Below are 15,818 nucleotides of genomic sequence, written 5' to 3'. Positions count from 1 at the left end.
CCGTCATCGGCGATGCGGACCTCCGTGCCGGGCAGCGGCTTGCCGACCGTGCCGGTGCGGTAGGCCTCGCCGGGGTTGACGAAGGACGCGGCTCAGGCGGCCTTCGGCTTGTCCGCGCCCCCGGTGAACTCCTCGTAGGCCTGCATGACCTCTTCCGTCGGCCCGTCCATGCGCAGCTCGCCGCGCTCCAGCCACAGCACGCGTTCGCAGGTGTCGCGGATCGACTTGTTGTTGTGGCTGACCAGGAACACCGTGCCCGCCTGCTGGCGCAGCTCGCGGATGCGTCCCTCGGAGCGCTTCTGGAAGGAGCGGTCGCCGGTGGCCAGCGCCTCGTCGATGAGGAGGACGTCGTGATCCTTGGCGGCCGCGATGGAGAAGCGCAGGCGGGCGCCCATGCCGGAGGAGTAGGTGCGCATCGGCAGGGTGATGAAGTCGCCCTTCTCGTTGATGCCGGAGAAGTCGACGATGTCCTGGTAGCGCTCCTTGACCTCCTCGCGGGACATGCCCATCGCGAGGCCGCCGAGGTAGACGTTCTTCTCGCCGGTCAGGTCGCCCATCAGGGCGGCGTTGACGCCGAGCAGGGAGGGCTGGCCGTTGGTGTAGATGTGGCCGTTCTCGACGGGCAGCAGGCCCGCGACCGCCTTCAGCAGGGTCGACTTTCCGGAGCCGTTGGTGCCGATCAGGCCGACGGCCTCGCCCTTGTACGCGACGAAGGACACGTTCTTCACGGCGTGCACCGTGCGCACGCCGGCCGCCTTCTCGGTCTGCTGGCGGCGCAGCATGCGGTTCAGGGCGGCGGTCGCGGAGCCCTTGCCGGCCCCGGTGCCGTTGACCCGGTAGATGATGTCGACGCCGTCGCAGACGACGGTGGGGACGCGCTCGTCGGTGTACTCAGCCACGGCCGTACATCTCCTCAGCCTTCCAGAAGTAAACGAAGCCGCCCACGCCCGCGATCAGGGCCCAGCCGATGGCCGCGGCCCACACGTGCGGGGGCAGCTGGCTGGCGTGGAAACTGTCGATCAGCGCGAAGCGCATGAGGTCGATGTAGACGGCCGCCGGGTTGACCTCCAGGGCCAGCGTCACCCAGTGGGGCAGGTGGTCGCCCTTGGTCAGCCGGTCGATGCTCCACATCACGCCGGAGACGTACATCCAGGTGCGCAGGACGAACGGCATCAGCTGGGCGATGTCGGGGGTCTTGGCGCCCATCCGCGCCATGATCAGCGCGACGCCGGTGTTGAAGGTGAACTGCAGCACCAGGGCCGGAACCGCGAGCAGCCAGGAGAAGGCGATCGGGACGCCGAAGCAGAGCAGGATGACGACCAGGGCGGCCATCGAGAACAGCAGCTGCTGCAGCTGCTGCAGCGCGAAGGAGATGGGCAGCGCGGCCCGCGGGAAGTGCAGCGCCCGCACCAGGCCGAGGTTGCCGGAGATGGCACGGGTACCGGCCATGATCGAGCTCTGTGTGAACGTCCAGATGAAGACGCCGGTGACGAGGAACGGGATGTAGTCCGGCACATGGCGCTTGGTGCCGAGGAGCACGCCGAAGATGAAGTAGTACACCGCCGCGTTCAGCAGCGGGGTCATCACCTGCCAGATCTGGCCGAGCTTCGCCTGGCTGTACTGGGCGGTGAGCTTGGCGGTGGCGAAGGCGGTGATGAAGTGGCGCCGGGCCCACAGCTGCCGGACGTACTCCGTCAGAGAGGGACGGGCGCCGCTGACCGAGAGGCCGTGGCGGGCGGCGAGGGCCGCGAGGTCGTCGTCGGCCGGGACCGGCGTCGGGGGCGGTGTGTCGAGGACCTGGCTCACATCCGCTGCTTTCACTCGGGGGGAGGGGGGTGCGGCGTCCGGCCCGTCGGCCGGCCGGTCACGTTGCCCGGCGTTTCCTTACGCGTCTCTTCACGTTTTCTTACGTCGGAACGGGACCGTATCGTCGCAACGTGAGCGTAGGCCGTTTCGGCGTCGGAACGCAACCGTTTCGTCGTCACGGGCTCCGTCGGGACGCAACCGTATCGTCGTGACGACCCGCGTGGGGCCGTTACCGTTTCGTTGTGACGCATCTCGCGCAGGCGGTCCCGGGCGGGCCGCGGGCATGGTCCGGTGGGATGCGGGCATGGTCCGGTGGGACGGGACTGTTCCGTCGTGACGTTGTGCGTGAGGCCGGGACCGTATCGTCGTGACGTTCTGCGTGGGGACGGGACCGTATCGTCGCAACGCCCTATGCTGGTCCGCATGACGACGAACGCCGAGGAGCCCCAGACGCGTCCGCGCCGCCGGACCCCGGCGGGGGCGGCGGTCCTGCGTGAGGACGTCACGGAGGCCATCCGGGCGGCCGTCTTCGAGGAGCTCGCGTCCGTCGGCTACGCGCGGATGTCCATCGAGGGGATCGCGCGCCGGGCGGGCGTCGGCAAGACCGCGGTCTACCGCCGCTGGCGCTCCAAGCTGCACCTGGTGCTCGACATCGTCTCCGCGCTCGCGGTGCAGGGCCTGCCGGCCCCGGACACGGGCTCCCTGGAGGGCGATCTGCGGCTGCTGTACGAGGTGACCTCGCGCGCCCTGCGGCACCCCGTGGCCTCGCAGATCCTGCCCGACCTGCAGGCGGAGGCGGCGCGCAACCCCGACATGGCCGAGGCGGTGCAGAAGGCGCTGCGGGACGGGCAGGAGGGCGTGGCCAGCAAGATCCTCGTGGCGGCGGAGCAGCGCGGCGAGATCCGGGCCGGCTTCGACGACGAGCTGGCGCTCGACCTGATCTCCGGGCCGCTGTACTGGCGTTCGGTGGTGATCCGCAGCCCGAAGCTGCCCAAGGGCTACCTCGGGGCGCTCGCCCGGGCCACCGCCGAGGCGATCAAGGCGCTGTGAGTAAGCTGCGATGGCCCGGTCGCCGGTGGCCGGAAGTCGTCGCGCGCGCGGTGACCGGAGCTGAGGCGGAACTGCCGTGAGAGTCGTGATCGCCGAGGACAACGCCCTGCTGCGGGAGGGGCTCGTCCTGTTGCTGACCTCCGCGGGGCACGAGGTCGTGGCGGTCGCCGCCACCGGCCCGGAGATCCTGCCCGCGCTGCTGGAGCACCGGCCCGACGCGGCCGTACTGGACGTCCGTATGCCGCCCGCCTTCCGGGACGAGGGGCTGCGCGCCGCGCTGGAGGCGCGGGCCGAGCTTCCCGGACTTCCCGTCCTGGTGCTCTCCCAGTACGTCGAGGAGTCGTACGCCGCCGAACTGCTCACCGGCGGGGCGAGCGGGCTCGGTTATCTGCTCAAGGACCGGGTCGGCCGGGTGGACGAGTTCCTCGACGCGCTGGAGCGGATCGCGGCCGGAGGTACGGCCCTCGACCCCGAGGTCGTCACCGAACTCCTCACCCGCCGCAAGGACTCCCCCCTCGACTCCCTCACCCCGCGCGAACGCGAGGTCCTGGCCCTGATGGCCGAGGGCCACGACAACGCCACCATCGCAAGGACCCTGGTCGTCACGGAACGCGCCGTCCACAAACACATCGGCAACGTCTTCCTGAAACTGGGCCTGCCCCCGAGCGACAGCGGCCACCGCCGGGTACTGGCGGTGCTGGCGTACCTGAACAACCGGTAGCCCGAGCCGATGCCACCCCTCGTCGGCCGGCCGGGGTCAGTGGCGGGTCGCCTCCGGATGCAGGCGTATCCAGCCCTGCCACGCCGACGTGATCATGTCCTGGACGTCATGTTTGGCCTTCCAGGCGAGTTCTGTGGTGGCGCGGTCGGCGGAGGCCACGACTCGGGGCGGGTCGCCGGGGCGGCGAGGGGTGATCGTCGGGGGGCGGTCGTGGCCGGTGACGGCGTTGATGCGGTCGATCATCTCGCGGACGGAGACGCCCTCGCCGCGGCCGATGTTGAGGGTGAGGTCGCGGCCCGGGGAGGCCCGCAGGGCGCGGGCCGCCGCCACATGGGCCTCGGCCAGGTCCACGACGTGGATGTAGTCGCGTACGCAGGTGCCGTCGGGGGTCGGGTAGTCGTCGCCGAAGATGCGCGGCGGCGCGTTCTCCGTCAGCTTCTCGAAGACCATGGGGATGAGGTTGAAGACACCGGTGTCGGCGAGTTCCGGGGCGGCGGCGCCCGCCACGTTGAAGTAGCGCAGGGACGCGGTGGACAGGCCCGTCGCGCGGCCCGTGGCCCGGACCAGCCACTCGCCCGCCAGCTTCGTCTCGCCGTACGGCGACATCGGCACGCACGGCGTCTCCTCCGTCACCAGCTCCACGTCCGGCATGCCGTAGACCGCGGCTGAGGAGGAGAACACGAAAGAGGGGACACCGGCCGCCGTGACGGCCTCCAGGAGGACGCGCAGGCCCTCGACGTTCTCCCGGTAGTAGTGCAGGGGCAGCTCCACCGACTCGCCCACCTGCTTCTTCGCCGCGAGATGCACCACCCCGGTGATCCGGTGGTCCGCGAGGGCGCGCGCGACCCGCTCGCCGTCCAGCGTCGATCCCACCACCAGCGGCACCCCGTCCGGCACCCGTTCCCCGAGGCCCGTCGACAGGTCGTCGTACACGACCGTCCGCTCGCCCGCCCCGGTCATCGCGCGCACGACGTGCGCCCCGATGTAACCGGCGCCGCCGGTGATCAGCCAGGTCATGTGCGGGCCGTCCCCTCTTTCGGTCGAGGCGTGCGTGCTGGTGCGCGTCCGGTATCAGTGAAGCAGGCCCCGGGTCACGCCGGGACGGCCTGGGTGGCTCCGCGGGCGTCGGGGGAGCGGCGGGGCGCGCCAGGCAGGGGCGGCGGGGGCGCGGTGGAGCGCCACAGCCGGACGAAGGACAGCACGGCGGCCGCCGCGAGCAGGCCGTTGCGTACGAGCATCAGGGCGCAGCCCGTCCAGGTGCAGGCCATGACCTGGTTGTACAGGACCGGGAACTCGACGGCGCTGACCGCGGTCGCCGCCAGGATCAGCGCGGCGACGGGCCGCTGCACGGTGTGCCGTGAGGTCAGGCAGACGGCGGCCAGACCAACCAGCCAGATCATGTACTGCGGGCTGATCACCCGGCTGGTGACGGTGAACAGCAGCACCGCGCTCAGCGCCGCGTCGTAGGGCGTGGCCGGTGTCCAGCGCCGGGCCCGCAGCCGCCACAGCAGCAGCAGCGCGAAGGCCACCGCGGTGAGCGCCAGGGAGATGTGGGCGACCGTGCGGACGTACGGGCCGGTGAACTCCATGGCGCCGTACTGGTAGCGCACCTTCCCGGGCCAGCCGGCGTGCACGGCGAAGGAGAGCACCGTGCCGCCCAGCGACTCGATCTGCACGCCCCGGCCGCCCTGCTCGCGCAGGAAGCCGAAGGGGTTGGCGAACAGGGCCGCCAGCACGCCCAGGGCGACGGTCCCGGTGGCGAGGGCCCACGCCCACGCCGAGCGCGTCGTACGGCCCCTCGGCGTGCCAAGGAGCACCAGCGCCGGCCACACCTTCACCAGGGCGCCCAGCGCCGCGAACGCCCCGCACACGCGCGTGGAGCGCGGCAACGCCAGCAGGGAGACCACCGCGAGGGCGGTCACCTGGACGTCGTAGCGCGCGAGCGGCGTCTGCAGCAGGAGGGGGAGGCCGGCCACCCACACCGCCGCGCCGAGGAGGCTGCGGTGGCCGCGCGCGCCCGCGGCGGCCAGCGCCACGGTGATCGCCGCGTCGCAGACGAGGGTGAGCGCGACGAACGCCTCGAAGTACGTCAGGCCCGGCAGCAGCGCGGGCGAGAGCAGGACCGCGCCGGCCCCCGGCGGGTACTGCCAGAGCGGGTCGTGGACGGGGAAGCTGCCGTGCGCCAGGACGCCGTACCAGTGGTGGTACAGGCGCCACACCTCCCGGGCGACCGAGCCGTGCCCGAGCAGCGGCAGGCCGCCCAGCGCGAGCAGCCACAGCATCGCGGCGCGGGTGGCGAGCCAGCCGGCCGCGAGGGCGAGAAGAGGACGTCGTGTCTTTGAGGTCGGCTCCGCGTTCATCACGGCGGATCGTAAGCCGGGCGAATGGAGTGGACGTGCTGATACACCGTCAATCGTCGGTAAGAGCTCGCCAACAGCCCAACATCAGGCGAGTGGACGGTAAGAACACGGTGCGCCGACTGGCACGTCCCGAGGTCCTGGCCGTGGCGGTGCCGGTGGCCGTGATGCTCGGGATCGGGCTGTGGCGGCTCGACCGGGGCGGCATGTGGGGCGACGAGGCGGCCACCTTCCTGGTCGGCCGGCGTACGGTGCCGCAGATCTGGCGGATGCTCCATTCGGTGGACGCGGTGCACGGGCTCTACTACCTCGTCCTGCACGTCGTCCTCGCGGTCCGGCCCGACGAGGTCGCGCTGCGGCTGCCGTCGGTGTGCGGGGCGGCGGTGAGCGCGGGGCTGGTGGGGGCGCTGGGCATGCGGCAGGCCGGTCCGCGCGTGGGCCTGTGGTCCGGCCTGCTCTACGCCGTCACCCCGTTGATCGGCCACTACGCGCAGGAAGGGCGGTCGTACGCGATCGTCTCGGCCGGTGTCATCGGGGCGACGCTGCTGCTGGTGACGGGACTCGACGGCCGGCCGGGGCGGGCGGGGTGGGTCTGGGCCGGCTACGGCGGGGTCCTCGCCGTCACGTGTCTGCTGCACGAACTGGCGGTGCTGGTCGTGTGCGCGCACGCCGTGACGTTGCTGCTGGTGCGGGCGTCGAGGCGGGTGTGGGCGGGGTGGGGGCGCGCGGTGGGAGTGGTGACGGTCGTTCTGGCGCCGCTGGTGTGGGTGTCCCACGGGCAGGCCGGGCAGGTGGGGTGGCTCGTGCCGCCGGACTGGGAGGAGGTCGAGGCCCTCGGGAGAGCGGTCGCGGCCGGGCCCACGGGGGTGGTGTTCTGGATGTGCGTGCTGCTCGCGGCGGCCGGGGCGGTGCGGGTGCGCCGGATCGCGCGGGTGGCGGTTCCGCTGCTGGTACTGCCGCCGGCCCTGCTGATGACGGCCTCTCAGGTGCAGCCGCTGTATCACGAACGGTATGTGCTGTACGCCTTCGCGGGGGCGCCGTTGCTGGTGGCGGCGGGGGGTGAGTGGCTGGCCGGGGCCCTTGTCGGAATGGGGCCGGGGCGAGGCGTGCCCCATCTTCCCCATGCGCGGGGGCAGTTGGGCGAGGAGACCGCTTCCGCCGAGCGGAACGACCGTGACGGCTTGCGTCGACTGCTCGGTCGTCCCGTCTCGTTCGCTGGGGGCGTGCGCGGGTCCCGAGCAGTGCCCGCTGATGACGGGCAGTCCAGGAACAGCTCACAGGCGGGTGTTCTGCTCGCCGACGACCGTGACCCGCAGCCGGACCACACCCACCCCCACCCCCGACCCGTCCTTCGCCGCCCCCTGCCCCGCGTCTCCAACCTCACCCTCGCCGGCGTCCTCGCCGTCGGTCTCGTCGCCGTCCACGACCTCCCCCTCTACCGCCACGACCGTTCCCCCGCGCACCGGCCCGAGAACCTCGCCGCCGTCTCCGGGCTCGCCGCCCGTGACATCCGGCCCGGCGACCCCGTGCTGTTCGTGCCGGCGTTCTGGCGGATCGCGGAGTCGGCCTATCCGGGCGGGTTCGGCAAGGCCCGGGACATCGCGTTGAAGGAGTCGGGAGCGCGGTCGGGGACGTTGAGCGGCCAGGAGGTAGGGGTGCGCGAGCTGTCGGCGCGGCTGGCCGGGGTCGACCGGGTGTGGGTCGTCGGGGACGGGCGGGTGCTGGGAGCGCGCCGGCCCCCTCCGCGCAGTCCGGTCGAGCGGGCCAAACTCGCCGCTCTGGAGGGGCAGTTCACGCCCCGGTGGCAGTACCGCAGCGGCCGAGTGACCTTCCGGCTGTACCTGCGCCGTACTCAGGCGACCCGGCTCGCGCCGATGAACGGGCTCGCGGCTCCTACCGGGCTCCTCCCATCTCCTCCGCCACGGCCGCGTCCAGCGCGGTCGTGAGGTCGTCCAGGCGGGCCCGCAGCGCGCGGATCTCGTCGACGTCGAAGCCCGTAGCGGTGGCGATCCGGAGCGGCACCTGAAGGGCACGCTCGCGCATCGCCGTCCCCTCCTCGGTGAGCCGTACCTCCACCGAGCGTTCGTCGCGGGCGCTGCGTTCACGGCGGACCAGACCCGCCGCCTCCAGCCGCTTCAGCAGCGGGGAGAGCGTGCCGGAGTCGAGGCGCAAGTGTTCGCCGAGCTTCTTGACCGGCAGGTCACCGTGCTCCCACAGCACGAGCATCACCAGGTACTGCGGATAGGTGAGCCCGAGGTCCTTGAGGACCACGCGGTAGACGCCGCCGAAGGCGCGCGACGCGGCGTTCAGGGAGAAGCAGATCTGCTGGTCCAGGCGGAGCCAGTCGGTGGTGGGCGTCGTACTCATGCCTCCAGGATAGCTCTTGCGAGCCATTTAGTTGTGCACAATTGAATTGTGTGCTCTACTTGTCGTCGTGCGGCGGCCGCGGAAGAGCCGCCGGAACACGAACGACTTGAGAGGGATGGTTTCCCATGGACGCGCTCTACACCGCAGTCGCCACCGCCACCCACGGGCGTGGCGGCCGTGCCGTCACGAGCGACGGCAAGCTCGACGTGAAGCTGGCGCCGCCGGTGGAGATGGGCGGCGACGGTGCGGGCACCAACCCGGAGCAGCTGTTCGCCGCCGGTTACGCCGCCTGCTTCGGCAGCGCCCTCGGTCTCGTCGGCCGCCAGGCCAAGGTGGACGTCACCGAAGCCGCCGTCACCGCCGAGGTCGGCATAGGCAAGCAGGGCGAGGGCTTCGGCCTCCAGGTGACGCTGCGTGTGGAGCTGCCGGACACCGTGGACCAGGAGACGGGCCGCAAGCTCGTCGAGACCGCCCACCAGGTCTGCCCCTACTCCAACGCCACCCGCGGCAACATCGAGGTCGACCTCGTCATCGAGTAAGCGCCGCAGGCGCAACAGGCGCCACCCCCGGCAGACAGCGCGGACGCCCCTGCACCGGCGTCCGCGCTGTCATGTGCCCGGGCGGTTCCGGGGCGGTCACCTCATCGAGGGAGCCCGGCCTGCCGCGGGCGCGGGGATCGCCGGCAACGAACCCGGCGCGGACATCCGCTCGCCGAGGATCAGCGTCCGTACGACCCGCTCGGCGGCCCGTCCGTCGTCGTACTCGCAGAACCGCTTCCGGAACCCGGCCCGCAGCGCCGCCGACTCCTCGTCCTTCCAGGTGCCGGACGCGAACAGCCACGCCAACTCCCGGTAGGAACGGGAGACATGGCCCGGCGACTCGGCGGTGATGTCGAAGTAGGCGCCCCGGCTCGCCGCGTACGCGCCCCAGTCGTCGGCGTGGACCACGATCGGCCGGTCCAGGTTGGCGTAGTCGAACATCAGGGCCGAGTAGTCGGTGACCAGCGCGTCCGAGGCCAGCATCAGATCCTCGACGTGCGGTTCGTCCGTCGCGTCGACGAGCACGCCCCGCCCGTGCAGATCGGCCAGACCGAGCCCGCGTGCCGTGCCGGTCGCGAGGGTCGGGTGCAGACGGACGACGAGGGTGTGGCCCGCGCCGAGGTCCGCGGCGAAACGGGCCAGGTCGACGCGGTCGACGTGGCCGCCCCGGCAGTAGTCGCGGCGGGTGGGGGCGTAGAGCACGACGGTGTGGTCGGCGGGGATGCCGAGCCGTGCGCGGACGGCCGCGGCCCGCGCCGCGTCACCGGTGACCAGCACGTCGTTGCGCGGGCTGCCCGTCCGGGCCGAGGTGAAGTGGCACGGGTACGCCCGCTCCCACACCAGCTCGGAGTGCCGGTTGGCGACCAGGCTGAGGTCCCAGCGGTCGGCACGGTGCAGCATCCTCGGCACGCTGAAGCCGTGCCGGGCGCCGGGCTTGTCCAGCAGGTCGGCGCCCATGTACTTGAGCGGGGTGCCCTGATGGGTCTGGATGTGGACCTGGCCGGGTCGTTTGACCAGCGCACCGGGCCAGTTGACGTTGTTCACCCAGTAGGTCGCCCGTGCCATCACCGAGTGGTAGCGCCGCGAGCCCGGCACCACGTGGTCCACTCCGTCGGGCACCGTGTCCAGCGCGTCCTCCCGCACCACCCACACCCCGCGCAACTCCGGCGCGATCTCCCGGGCCTTGGCGTGGATCGCGGCCGGATCACCGTTCACGCCCGCGTGATGGAAAGACGAGTACACGACGAGACGCGGATCGAGCGGAAGCCTCGAACCGGCGGTGTACCAGGCGCGTTGGGCGGCGGCCGACAGCCGCTGCGCGGCACGCCGTTTGCCCGCCCCGGCGATCCTGCGCACACCCCGCGCACCGCTCAGGGCCGCGTACGAGGCGTACGGCGTCCTCGCCAGCAGCCGCATCTCCGTGCCGCGCGGACCGGTCGGCGGGACGAAGCCCTCGGGGCGATGGCGGCGGTGGAAGGCGCGCATCTCGCGGTGGAAGGCGGCGCGGTCGGCGGGGGTGACCCGGTCCTCGCGGGCGATCACGAACAGCATGTGGTCCAGGGCCCGTTCGAAGAGCAGGGGCCGGGCCCAGGCGAGGTCCTCGCGCTCCTGAAGGAACGCGAACAGGCCCTCGTACTGCGGGAAGATGTCGAAGTGGCGGCGCCCCGGCGTCCTGGTGATCGCCCCCTGCCGCCGCTGCCGGTACTCGACACCGATCCGGTTCAGGCACGCGATGCGCTCGGCCAGCACCATCGAGCGGTAGGTGACCGGCGCGTCCTCGTACAGACCCGGCGCGTACTGGAGGCCGTGCCCCTGGAAGAAGTCCCGCCGGTACGCCTTGTTCCAGGCGACCAGGAACAGATGGACGTACTCGGGACTCGTGCGCAGATCGAAGACGTCCTGGCCGGCGCGGGCCAGCAGACCGGAGGAGTCGCTGGGGCCGCCCCGCCCCCACCAGTGGGTGCGGACGTGGTCGAAGACCAGGATGTCCGGGTCCTCGGCGCTGCTGAGCCGGTCGGCGACGGCGGCCAGCAGGCCCGGGGTGTAGAAGTCGTCACTGTCGAGGAAGAGGACGTAGTCCCCGCGGGCCTGCGCGAGGCCGGCGTTGCGGGCCCGGCCGAGGCCGACGTTCTCGGGCAGGTGCAGGACCCGTACCCGCTCGTCGCGGGCCGCGTACTCGTCGAGGATCGCCCCGCAGCCGTCGGGCGAGCGGTCGTCGACGGCGATCACCTCGAGGTCGGGGTAGGACTGTCCGAGCACCGAGTCGATGCACTCACGCAGGTAGCCCTGCACCTTGAAGACGGGGACGATGATGCTGAAGCGGGGCACGGGTGTCAGTTCCTCACGAGGGCGGGGACCGGGGCCGGGGTCCGTTCGGCGAGCGGGATCACGGGCGGGATCGCCTCCGGCGGCTCGCCCAGCAGCACCCTGCGCACCACGCGCTCGGCGGCCCGCCCGTCGTCGAACTGGCAGAACCGCTCCCGGAAGGCGGCCCGCGCGGCGGCGGACTCCGCGCCCGCCCAGGATCCGTCGCGGAAGACGCCGACCAGTTCCTCCGGCGTACGGGCCACCGGTCCCGGCGGGTGCTCCATCAGGTCGAAGTAGACGCCCCGGGTCTCCCGGTAGACGTCCCAGTCGTCCGCGTACACGACGATCGGGCGGTCCAGGTTGGCGTAGTCGAACATGATCGAGGAATAGTCGGTGATCAGCGCGTCCGCGGCCAGGCACACGTCCTCGGAGGAGCGGTGCGCGGTCACGTCGATGATCCGGCCGGTGCTGTGCGCCCGGCCCCGGTCGTAGAAGTAGTGGGCGCGCAGCAGGACGACGACGTCCTCACCGGCCTGCTCGCAGAAGGCCTCCAGGTCCAGGCCGGTCTCGAAACCGGTGTGGTGGTCCCGGTGCGTGGGCGCGTAGAGGACCGCCGTCCTGCCGTCGGGGACCCCCAGCTCCCGCCGGACGCGGGCCACGTCGTCCGCGGTGGCCGTGTAGTAGACGTCGTTGCGCGGATAGCCGTACTCCAGCGTCTCGTGCGCGGCCGGGAAGGCCCGCTCCCACATCTGGGTGGAGTGGCGGTTGGAGGTGAGGTTGTAGTCCCAGCGGTCCACCCGCTCCAGCAGCTTGGTGAAGTTGCCGGTGGCGGCGGCCACCACGGGGTACGTCGCCTGGTCGACGCCCATCTTCTTCAGCGGGGTGCCGTGCTGGGTCGACAGGTGCACACTGCCGGGGCGTTTGACGACGGCGTCCGCGAAGTTGGCGTTGTTGACCAGGTACTTGGCACGGGCGAGGACGTCCCAGTACCGCGCGCTGCCGATGACCGCGTACTCAACGTCCTTGGGCACGGTGTGCGCCTGGTCCGGCTCGACGAGGAACACCGCCCGGATGTGCGGGGCGAGTTCGCGGGCCTTGGCGTGGATCGCGGCCGGGTTGCAGGCGTAGCCGCGGCCCCAGTAGGCGCAGTACACCGCGAGGCCGGGATCGAGGGGGCGGCGCAGGGCGCGGGCGTAGCGGAGCCGGGTGCGCAGGCCGCGGGGGCGGGGCAGGGCCTCCACGACACGCGTGGCCGACCGGTTGACGCCGCGCAGGGCGCAGAAGGCGGTGTACGCCCCGCTCGCCAGCAGCCGGTGCTGGACGCCGAGGCTCCCCTCCGGGGGACGGAAGCCGGCCGGGCGGTGGCTGCGGTAGAGCCTGCCCGCCCGGCGGAAGAAGGCGCGGCGGCCGGAGGTGAGCCGGCGCGGATGGGCGGCCGTCTTCAGGACGGTGGCGAAGAGGTGGTCGAACAGCGGCACCAACCGCTCCTCGTGCAAGCCTAGTTCGGCCGCGCGCGTGAGCACCAGCTCCACCTGGTCGAGGAGTTGCCCGTGGTGCGGGCCCGGCAGGTTCAGCCGGCTGCCCTGCCGGCGCACCAGATGCCGTACGACGACCTCGCGCAGCACCGCCGCCTTCTCGGCCCGCAGCGCCACCAGGGCGCCGAAGCCGACGTCGGTGTAGTGGCTGTCGGGGAAGGCGAGTCGGTGCTCGATGAGGAAGGACCTGCGGTAGGCCGCGCTCCACGCCGGGAGCTGGACGCCGGTCAGCTGAGGGACCTGGTCGGGGGAGAAGGCGCCCGCCGGGGTCTTCGGCGGCAGCAGCAGCGCGGCCGCGTTGGTCGGCTCGCCCTCCCACCACGGCACCCGCTCGTGCTCGGCGTACAGGACGTCCACGTCACCGGTCTCCGTCAGCCGTGCGTCCAGCGCCGCCAGCGCGCCCGGGACGAGGGTGTCGTCGCCGTCGAGGAACAGCAGATACGCGCCGGCCGCCGCCCGCATCCCGGTGTTGCGCGCCCCGGCCAGACCGTCCGCCGGCGGCGAGTGCACCGGGGTCACCCGGGAGTCCCGCTCGGCGTACCCGGCGACGAGCTCCGCCGCGGGCGCGTCGGGGCCGTCGCAGACCGGGATCAGCTCGAAGTCGCCGTGGGACTGCGCGAGGACCGAGTCCAGCGCCTGGGACAGGCGGCCTGCCACGCCATGGGAGGGGACGATGATGCTGAAGCGGGGCATTCTGCTCTTTCTCTCGATCGTCGTGGGGTGCGTCAGCGTCCGGGGCGTCCCGCCGGGCGCCAGGTGGACGGCCGGCTCGGGGTGGGCCGTGACGGGCTGGAGGGCATGGAAACTCCCCGGTGCGAGAACGGTGTTCAGAGGCTGTCGGTGACGGTCAGGGACCCGGCGGGCTGCGGCACGATGGCCTGCGGGGAGCGCGCCGGGCCCGCTGCCGCCGAGGGCACCGGGTGGCGCTGGTGGAGGGGGATCACCGGCGGCCGTCCCCGCTCGCCCAGGACGACCTGGCGTACGACCCGCTCGGCGGCGCGTCCGTCGTCGTACGGGCAGAAACGCTCGCGGAAGGCGGAGCGCAGCTGGGCGGAGCGGGAGCCGCGCCAGTGGCCGGTGAGGAAGATGTCGATCAGCTCGTCCTCGCTGCGGGCGACCGCGCCCGGCGGGAAGGCGCGCAGGTCGACATAGATGCCGCGGGCCGCCTCGTACGCCTCCCAGTCGTTGAGGTGGAGCACGATCGGGCGGTCGAGGTTGGCGTAGTCGAACATCAGGGGCGCGTAGTCGGTGACCAGGGCGTCCGAGGCGAGGCAGAGGGACTCGACGCTCGGATGGCCGGTGACGTCGATGATCCGGTCGTTCGGCGGGACGGGTCCGGGGGTGCGGGCCAGGACGACGTGGCGGGGGCCCAGGCGGCGCAGGACGCGGGCCAGGTCGAGGGGGGAGCACTGGGTGCGGCGGTAGTCGCGGGGGGCCGGGGCGTACAGCAGCGCCACCGAGTCCGTGGGAATGCCCAGGGACTCGCGCAACCGGGTCACATCTGCCGAAGTCGCCTTCTGGAACACGTCGTTGCGCGGTGAGCCGAGTTCCAGGGTGGTGTAGGCGCCCGGGAAGACACGTTCCCAGGTGAGGGTGGAGTGGCGGTTGGCGGACAGCAGGTGATCCCAGGTGTCGACGTCGTCGAGGAGCCGCCCGAAGTCCAGGTCCCGCGCTGCGGCCGGGCGTTCCTGGAGGTCGAGGCCCATGTGGCCGAGGGGGGTGCCCTGGTGGGCCCGGACCAGGATCTGGCCGGGGCGCTTGACCAGCCGGGGGTCGAGGGCGGTGTCGGCGACGAGGTACTTGCAGCGCGCCAGGGCCGTCCAGTGGGCGGCCGCGTCCGGGGCGTCGAGCCAGGTGGTGCGGATGTGCGGGACGAGGGCTCGGAACGCCTCCTCCAGGGCGCCCGGGGTGCCGCCACGGCCGTTGGACGCGGTGAACACGGCGCGGTCGGCGCGCACCGGCAGACACCGCTGGACGCGGTAGTGGACGCGCAGGGCCGTCGTGCGCAGGGACCCGAGCAGGCGCGTGGTGCGCTTGAGGGCGGTGCGGTGCAGGGCGGAGGCCGCCCGCAGGGTGCGGTACGTGCGGTGCAGACCCCAGCGGATCAGGGTGTGGCGCGGGGTGAGACGGGCGCCGGGGACGCGGTGGCGGCGGTAGTGGGCGCGGGCCCTGCGCAGGAACTCGGCGCGGGCCCCGCGCGGCAGCCGGCCCGGGCGGGTGAAGACGACGGCCAGGTGGTCGACCATGCGGCGGAACAACACCGGCCGCCAGCGGTCGAGTTCGGGGCGGCCGTCGACGTACGCGAAGACCCGGTCGTACTGCTCGAAGACGTCGAAGTGGCTGCGGCTCGTGGTGCCGAGGATGCTGCCCTGGCGGCGCTGGCGGTAGTGCACGCACACCCGGTCCAGGGTCGCCAGCGAGCCCGCCGCCATCAGGGCCGGGAACGTCCACGGGGTGTCCTCGTAGTAGCCCGGCGGGAAGGCGAGGGCCTCGCGCTCGACGAACTCCCGCCGGTACGCCTTGTTCCAGGCCACCATCAGCACGTTCAGCAGGCCGGGGCGGTCCTCCAGGCGGAAGGGCGCCGGGCCCTGCTCGGTGAGCTGCGCCGCGGCCTGGTTGCGGACGGTCTCGCCGGTGCAGTACGTGCGCGCGTAGTCGTAGACCAGGACGTCCGGCTCGCCCGTCTCCTTCAGCCGGTCGGCGATCATCCGCAGGGCGTGCGGGGTGAGGGTGTCGTCGCCGTCGAGGAAGACCAGGTAGTCGCCGCGGGCCTGCGCCAGACCGGCGTTGCGGGCGCGGCCGAGTCCCTGGTTCTCCGCCAGGTGCACGGGCCGCACCCGCGGGTCGCGGGCCGCGAACTCGTCGATGATCGCGCCCGAGCCGTCCGGCGAGCAGTCGTCGACGGCGATCAGCTCCAGATCCGCACAGGACTGCGACAGCACCGACTCCAGGCATGCGTGCAGATACGCCTGAACCTTGTACGCGGGGACGATGACACTGAACCTGGGCAAGGGGACATCCATGGGTCGCAGCGGGCGGTAGGACCTTGCCCGGGAACGGCCGATGGAGTGATTTGGTTACGGTTTCCTACGGCATACGGGGGACACCAGGTGAACGGTGTCCCCCGTTTCGGTTA

Annotated in this window: 12 protein-coding genes; 4 read left to right on the top strand and 8 right to left on the bottom strand. The window is 72.3% G+C overall.

Features of this window, described 5'->3' with window-relative positions; all coding sequences use genetic code 11:
• Positions 1 to 92 precede the first annotated feature (92 nt).
• Together ABZ453_RS10830 and ABZ453_RS10825 are read right to left on the bottom strand one after the other, a co-directional pair.
• Positions 93 to 899 (bottom strand): ABC transporter ATP-binding protein, encoded by an 807-nt coding sequence (locus tag ABZ453_RS10830; protein ID WP_359013726.1) that lies wholly within the window; start codon positions 897 to 899, stop codon positions 93 to 95.
• Positions 892 to 1,806, bottom strand: a complete 915-nt coding sequence (locus ABZ453_RS10825) for an ABC transporter permease (protein WP_359013724.1) — start codon at positions 1,804 to 1,806, stop codon at positions 892 to 894. Before ABZ453_RS10825 ends, ABZ453_RS10830 begins: the two co-directional genes overlap by 8 nt.
• Before the next feature lie 411 nt (positions 1,807 to 2,217).
• Here ABZ453_RS10825 and ABZ453_RS10820 point away from each other — a divergent pair, with 411 nt between their 5' ends.
• Together ABZ453_RS10820 and ABZ453_RS10815 are read left to right on the top strand one after the other, a co-directional pair.
• Positions 2,218 to 2,856, top strand: a complete 639-nt coding sequence (locus ABZ453_RS10820) for a TetR/AcrR family transcriptional regulator (RefSeq protein ID WP_208783533.1) — start codon at positions 2,218 to 2,220, stop codon at positions 2,854 to 2,856.
• A gap of 76 nt (positions 2,857 to 2,932) precedes the next feature.
• On the top strand, positions 2,933 to 3,577 hold the full coding sequence (locus ABZ453_RS10815; protein WP_359013722.1) for a response regulator transcription factor: 645 nt from the start codon (positions 2,933 to 2,935) through the stop codon (positions 3,575 to 3,577).
• Positions 3,578 to 3,613: 36 nt separating this feature from the next.
• Here ABZ453_RS10815 and galE read toward each other — a convergent pair whose 3' ends face one another.
• Both galE and ABZ453_RS10805 read right to left on the bottom strand, forming a co-directional pair.
• Entirely contained in the window at positions 3,614 to 4,594 is a 981-nt protein-coding gene (gene galE / locus ABZ453_RS10810; RefSeq protein ID WP_359013720.1) for a UDP-glucose 4-epimerase GalE, read from the bottom strand.
• A 74-nt stretch (positions 4,595 to 4,668) separates the two neighbouring features.
• The gene (locus tag ABZ453_RS10805; RefSeq protein ID WP_359013718.1) at positions 4,669 to 5,937 is read right to left on the bottom strand and encodes a glycosyltransferase family 87 protein; all 1,269 of its coding nucleotides are present in this window, start codon (positions 5,935 to 5,937) and stop codon (positions 4,669 to 4,671) included.
• 92 nt (positions 5,938 to 6,029) lie between these two features.
• Here ABZ453_RS10805 and ABZ453_RS10800 point away from each other — a divergent pair, with 92 nt between their 5' ends.
• Complete coding sequence (locus ABZ453_RS10800; RefSeq protein WP_359013716.1) at positions 6,030 to 7,880, top strand: glycosyltransferase family 39 protein; 1,851 nt, start codon at positions 6,030 to 6,032, stop codon at positions 7,878 to 7,880.
• Here ABZ453_RS10800 and ABZ453_RS10795 read toward each other — a convergent pair.
• Positions 7,828 to 8,301, bottom strand: a complete 474-nt coding sequence (locus ABZ453_RS10795; RefSeq protein ID WP_359013714.1) for a MarR family transcriptional regulator — start codon at positions 8,299 to 8,301, stop codon at positions 7,828 to 7,830. The genes ABZ453_RS10800 and ABZ453_RS10795 overlap by 53 nt on opposite strands.
• Before the next feature lie 125 nt (positions 8,302 to 8,426).
• Between ABZ453_RS10795 and ABZ453_RS10790 the strand changes: the two genes are divergently transcribed.
• Positions 8,427 to 8,840, top strand: coding sequence for an organic hydroperoxide resistance protein (locus ABZ453_RS10790; RefSeq protein ID WP_359013712.1), 414 nt, complete (start codon positions 8,427 to 8,429; stop codon positions 8,838 to 8,840).
• A 96-nt stretch (positions 8,841 to 8,936) separates the two neighbouring features.
• On the opposite strand, the gene ABZ453_RS10785 is transcribed toward ABZ453_RS10790, so the two are convergent.
• The 3 genes from ABZ453_RS10785 to ABZ453_RS10775 form a co-directional block, all read right to left on the bottom strand.
• Positions 8,937 to 11,168, bottom strand: a complete 2,232-nt coding sequence (locus ABZ453_RS10785) for a bifunctional glycosyltransferase family 2 protein/CDP-glycerol:glycerophosphate glycerophosphotransferase (RefSeq protein WP_359013710.1) — start codon at positions 11,166 to 11,168, stop codon at positions 8,937 to 8,939.
• Between the two features lie 5 nt (positions 11,169 to 11,173).
• On the bottom strand, positions 11,174 to 13,375 hold the full coding sequence (locus ABZ453_RS10780) for a bifunctional glycosyltransferase family 2 protein/CDP-glycerol:glycerophosphate glycerophosphotransferase (RefSeq protein WP_359013708.1): 2,202 nt from the start codon (positions 13,373 to 13,375) through the stop codon (positions 11,174 to 11,176).
• A 134-nt stretch (positions 13,376 to 13,509) separates the two neighbouring features.
• On the bottom strand, positions 13,510 to 15,693 hold the full coding sequence (locus ABZ453_RS10775; protein ID WP_359013706.1) for a bifunctional glycosyltransferase family 2 protein/CDP-glycerol:glycerophosphate glycerophosphotransferase: 2,184 nt from the start codon (positions 15,691 to 15,693) through the stop codon (positions 13,510 to 13,512).
• Positions 15,694 to 15,818 lie beyond the last annotated feature (125 nt).

Origin of the sequence: Streptomyces sp. NPDC005799 (genome assembly GCF_040630525.1) — a bacterium.
Lineage (GTDB): Bacteria > Actinomycetota > Actinomycetes > Streptomycetales > Streptomycetaceae > Streptomyces > Streptomyces griseorubiginosus_B.
This window is presented reverse-complemented; position numbering and strand designations above follow the sequence as displayed.

Coding starts and splice junctions, on each gene's coding strand:
- ABZ453_RS10820 (WP_208783533.1), top strand. CDS start 2,218: ATGCTGGTCCGCATGACGACGAACGCCGAGGAGCCCCAGACGCGTCCG.
- galE (WP_359013720.1), bottom strand. CDS start 4,594: ATGACCTGGCTGATCACCGGCGGCGCCGGTTACATCGGGGCGCACGTC.
- ABZ453_RS10805 (WP_359013718.1), bottom strand. CDS start 5,937: ATGAACGCGGAGCCGACCTCAAAGACACGACGTCCTCTTCTCGCCCTC.
- ABZ453_RS10795 (WP_359013714.1), bottom strand. CDS start 8,301: ATGAGTACGACGCCCACCACCGACTGGCTCCGCCTGGACCAGCAGATC.
- ABZ453_RS10790 (WP_359013712.1), top strand. CDS start 8,427: ATGGACGCGCTCTACACCGCAGTCGCCACCGCCACCCACGGGCGTGGC.
- ABZ453_RS10780 (WP_359013708.1), bottom strand. CDS start 13,375: ATGCCCCGCTTCAGCATCATCGTCCCCTCCCATGGCGTGGCAGGCCGC.